Annotated in this window: 5 protein-coding genes; all 5 read right to left on the bottom strand. The window is 51.5% G+C overall.

Translation table 11 applies throughout. The features are described 5' to 3' along the window. Positions 1-17: 17 nt before the first annotated feature. Positions 18-1010, bottom strand: a complete 993-nt coding sequence (locus tag ACLTD4_RS33025) for a LacI family DNA-binding transcriptional regulator (protein ID WP_117623171.1) — start codon at positions 1008-1010, stop codon at positions 18-20. Between the two features lie 45 nt (positions 1011-1055). Then, the gene (locus tag ACLTD4_RS33020; RefSeq protein WP_055656881.1) at positions 1056-1598 is read right to left on the bottom strand and encodes a GNAT family N-acetyltransferase; all 543 of its coding nucleotides are present in this window, start codon (positions 1596-1598) and stop codon (positions 1056-1058) included. A gap of 233 nt (positions 1599-1831) precedes the next feature. Next, positions 1832-2587 (bottom strand): ABC transporter ATP-binding protein, encoded by a 756-nt coding sequence (locus ACLTD4_RS33015; protein WP_029467664.1) that lies wholly within the window; start codon positions 2585-2587, stop codon positions 1832-1834. 16 nt (positions 2588-2603) lie between these two features. Further along, the gene (locus tag ACLTD4_RS33010; protein ID WP_055656878.1) at positions 2604-3404 is read right to left on the bottom strand and encodes an ABC transporter permease; all 801 of its coding nucleotides are present in this window, start codon (positions 3402-3404) and stop codon (positions 2604-2606) included. Positions 3405-3491: 87 nt separating this feature from the next. After that, positions 3492-4387, bottom strand: an 896-nt coding sequence (locus ACLTD4_RS33005; RefSeq protein WP_412331935.1) for an ABC transporter substrate-binding protein, incomplete at its 5' end; no start/stop codon positions are given.

Raw genomic sequence — 4387 nt, 5'->3', positions numbered from 1 at the left:
CTTTACTTTACTTTACTTTACTCTCCCTGAGCCATCGTACTCTTCCCATAAACAATCTCATATCCCATCTTCACCTCCCGGCGAATCTGGTCTCCGGCGCTCAGCATGTTGACCAGCATGCGCGCGGCCTCTTCCCCGCTCGTCTTATAATAGTAGTGAACGGTGGTCAGCCTCGGCACGCACACCCGTGCTGTGTCCGAATCTCCGATCCCGGCAATCTGAATCTCCTCCGGGACCTGCCTTCCGATCTCCCGCAGATACGTCACACCGCCTATTGCGATACTGTCCGTGGCGCAGAAAATGGAATCGATCTCAGGATTTTCACGCAAAAGAAGCTTTGTCTGCTCATATCCGGAATCTATGCTGAATTTGCCTTCTGCATAAGGTACCCGGTCCGCGCCGATTCCGGCGTCTCTCACTGCCTCCAAAAAGCCTTCCTTTCTTCGCTTACCAGCCGCCTCGTCACGCTCCAGCACGCCTATGCAGGCCGGGTGCTTTCCATGGGCAAGCAGCAGAGAAGTCAGGTCGTATGCTGCGTGATAGTCATCGTGATAGACGCAGGAATACCCCGCAAGGCTCTGGCCCAGGATCACCACCGGAACGGCAAGCTCCTTCAGGACCTTCTTATGAGCCGCCGTAAATACGGTTCCGATCAGGATAATTCCATCGACCTGGTTCTCGGCCAGCACACGCAGATACTTGACCTCTTCCTTCTCATCATTATCCGTATTGGCAAGGAGGAGCTGGTAGCCTGCTTTGGACAGCACTGCGCTGATTCCCGCCACCATACGGCTGATGGATGCGGAATTGATCTTCGGGATAATCACCCCGATCAGATTCGTCTTCTTCGTCCTCAGCGTCTGGGCCTGGGCGGAAGGCTTATACCCGGTCTCCTCGATCACTTTTCTTATTTTCTCTTTTTTATCCTCACTGACGTAGCCGTCATTTAAAAACCGTGAGACCGTCGCCCTGGACACTCCCGCCAGCTTCGCTATTTCATTAATATTCATCGACTTCCCCTGATTCACCGCAGCACCGGTTCGCTGTCATTTTCTCTATTTCTGCCGGAAACGGTCAGAAGCCGTTCCATAGGCAATCTCGTGTATTTCATTCTTATAAGGTTCAAACTCTTCTTTTGTCACAGGTTTTCCATAACTCATCACCCACAGCGGAATGGGATGGTCCTCCTCCTTCAGTGGAAGCTGCATATAGGGGAACGTATTGATGAAAAAGCCCAGTCGTTCATAAAAACCGGCCCGCCTTCCCGTCATCGGGTCTTTCTCCGTCACAGGTTCAATCTCCAGAAACACGGGTTTGTCCGTCTCGGCAAGGCATTCCTCCACCAGCTGCTTTCCATACCCTTTTCCCCTGCACCGCTCCGTGGTAGCCAGATGTTCCAAAAACAGACAGCCAGGCAGTTCCCAATAGCTCACAAACGCCAGCATACTGCCGTCTTCCTCCTTAATCCTGACACGGTGGCACGGATGACTTAAAATGTCTCTCTGCTGCTCCCTAGTCCGCCGCTCCTTGCTGGGGAAGGACTCTTCATAGATACGGTAGTACTCCTCGAAGCGGGACTGTGGTTCTTTCAATAGCATGATATCTCTCCTGTTCCTGTTTTGTAACTAACAGTGTACCATTTTTCCTGAAAGTTTTCAACGGGGGGCTTCTGACAGAAGATTTTACAGGATTTCTGCGGCCTTAACCGGGTCCGGACCTCTTTTTTCAAGTATACCACAGTTCCGGAGGAAATGGAAATTCAAGAAAGACGCTGTGAAACGTAGTGTACTCTCTACCTTTTCCAGCGTCTTTATCACAATCGCTTCCGAATTTACGTATCCAGAAATTCTTTCATAATCTCCCCGCGGATTTCCAGGAATGCGGAATCGGTACGATCCCTTGGAAATGGCAGGTTTACAGGTACAATCTTCTTTACAACACCCGGATTTTTTCCCATAATCACAACCCGGTTGCTTAAGTAGATCGCCTCGTCGATATCGTGCGTGACGATCATCATCGTCGTCTTGTCCTGCTCCCATATGCGCAGCACTTCCTGCTGCATGGCCATACGGGTAAATGCATCCAGCGCGCCGAATGGTTCATCCAAAAGAAGCAGCTGAGGCCTTGTGGCGAGTGCGCGGGCGATGCTGACACGCTGCTGCATGCCGCCGGAAAGCTGGTTCGGCACGGCGTTTGTGAACTCGGTCAGCCCTACCAGTTTAATGTAATAATCCACCATTTTCTTTTTCTCGGCCCTCGGCACAGTATCGGATATTACAAACTCGATGTTCTGCTCTACGGTCAGCCAGGGAAAAAGCCTTGCCTCCTGGAATATCATGCTGCATTTTGGGGATGGCCCGTTTACCGGCTCCCCATCCAGTAAAATCTCGCCGGAGCTGATCGTCTCCAGAGTGGTGATCAGCTTTAACAGCGTGCTTTTCCCACATCCGCTGGCTCCGACTATGGCCAGCAGCTCCCCTTTTTTAACCGTTAAATCGACGCCTGCGAGCACTTCGAATTTCTGCCCCCTGATAAAGAAATTCTTATGCAGGCCATTGATCTCAAGAATATTTGTGTTCTCTGCCATGGTATATCCGCCCTCCTTATTTGCTGTCGATAATACCGCGGGTCTTTGCCAGATAATAGTGTTCCAGCCGGGTCAGGCCCTTGTCGATGATCAGGCCGATCACGCCGATGACCAGCACGCACATGTACATGACGCGGGCATTTGCCGTCTCGCGGGACAGGGTGATTAAATAACCGATGCCGGTGGAGGAAGCGATCATTTCTGCGGCAACCACACTCATCCAAGCATTGCTCATTCCAAGCCGGAGGCCTGTGAGAATGGCGGGGATGGAGGAGGGAACGATGATCCTTAAAATAGTTTTTGAGGTCCGTATCCGGTATGTGTAGGCCACTTCCAGCAGCTTGTTGTCCACGGTCTGAATTCCGTGCATGGTATTGAGCAGCACCGGCCAGAAGGAGCCGAAAGCGATAATTGCAACCTTAGAAGAGAATCCGATACCAGCCAGCAGAATCACAATAGGGACCAGCGCGATGGTCGGAATCGGGCGGAGTACGCTGACGATACCGTTTAAAGCTGCGCTCACCGGCTTAAACAGCCCCATCAGAAATCCCACTGCTACGCCGCACATCGCGCCGATCACATAACCGCACGCCACACGGCCGAAGCTGACGCTTAAGTTTTTCCAGAGCTTTCCTGATTCGATATAGGACAGAAATGTCTTTGCAATCGTTAGGGGAGCCGGTACAAGAGAAGCCTTCACCAGTCCGTGAGTTGACGCATACTGCCAGAAAAGAATCACCAGGACGGGAAATACAATGGCGATTACCGGCAGTATTTTATTTTGTCTGGCGCTGTTTTGGGTTTTGAGATTGAACATTCGTAAACTTCCTTTCCATATATTCCGATGTACGGCAAAACCGGCGGGCCATCCAGTCAGATGGACTTTCGCCGGTTTTAATGCCATTTACCGGTAACCGGCCATTTCCAGATATTTCAGTTCCAGAATATCGTCCATGGTGATATCCGGATTGGATAACAGATCATTGCTCTTCATGAATTCCAGCACCTCGCCCAACACGCGCAGATCCTGTTCTGTTAAGTTGATGCCGAAATTAGAACCGCTGTACATGGTAGAAAACCAGGTTTCCTCCCGCTGGGTGATTTCCGCCAGTGTGGTAAATGCTTTTTTCTGATTATCTTCGCTCTCCGCCATCCAGTCATCCACGCGCTGAACCACCTTCAGGACCTTGGCCGTGATTTCCGGGTATTTCTCACAGAATTCCGTACGCCCCACAAATGCACTGATCTGGCAGGTCTCGCTGACAGCGCCGTCAGCCAGTACATGTACGTCACCGGCATCGATCATGGAGCTGAATTTTGCCAGCTGGTCGGCCGCACCCTGCACTTCACCGGAAGCGAGAAGCGTCACCGTATCGTTCGTGTTGACCAGTTCGATGTCATCCTCGGAAAGTCCGAGAGAATGTAAGTATGTCAAAAGCAGGTAGTGGGCGCTGGTACCAACGGATACGGCGACCTTAGCCCCCTTGAGTCCCTCCGCATCCGTAATATCTTTGTTGACCACCAGCGGATACATCGTTTCCGTATCGCAGTTGCGGCCGATAATCTTATAACCGTAGTCAGCGGAGATACCCGCGATCGCCGCCTGTTCGCCGAACTCTGCGAAATCCAGATCACCGGAAGCGAACGCCTCGGAGATGGCCGGACCGTTCTGGAAGTAATCCATCGTAAAGGTCACATTGCTTCCCTCAAATTCTTCCTGCAAATATCCCAGATTGTAAGCCAGATTTAATGGAAACTGGCTGTTGATGTCCCCCAGATGAATCTCAATCGGATCGCCGT

It is taken from the genome of Hungatella sp. (assembly GCF_046966825.1).
Note: the sequence above shows the minus strand (reverse complement) of the source record. Positions and strands in the feature narration are given on the sequence as shown.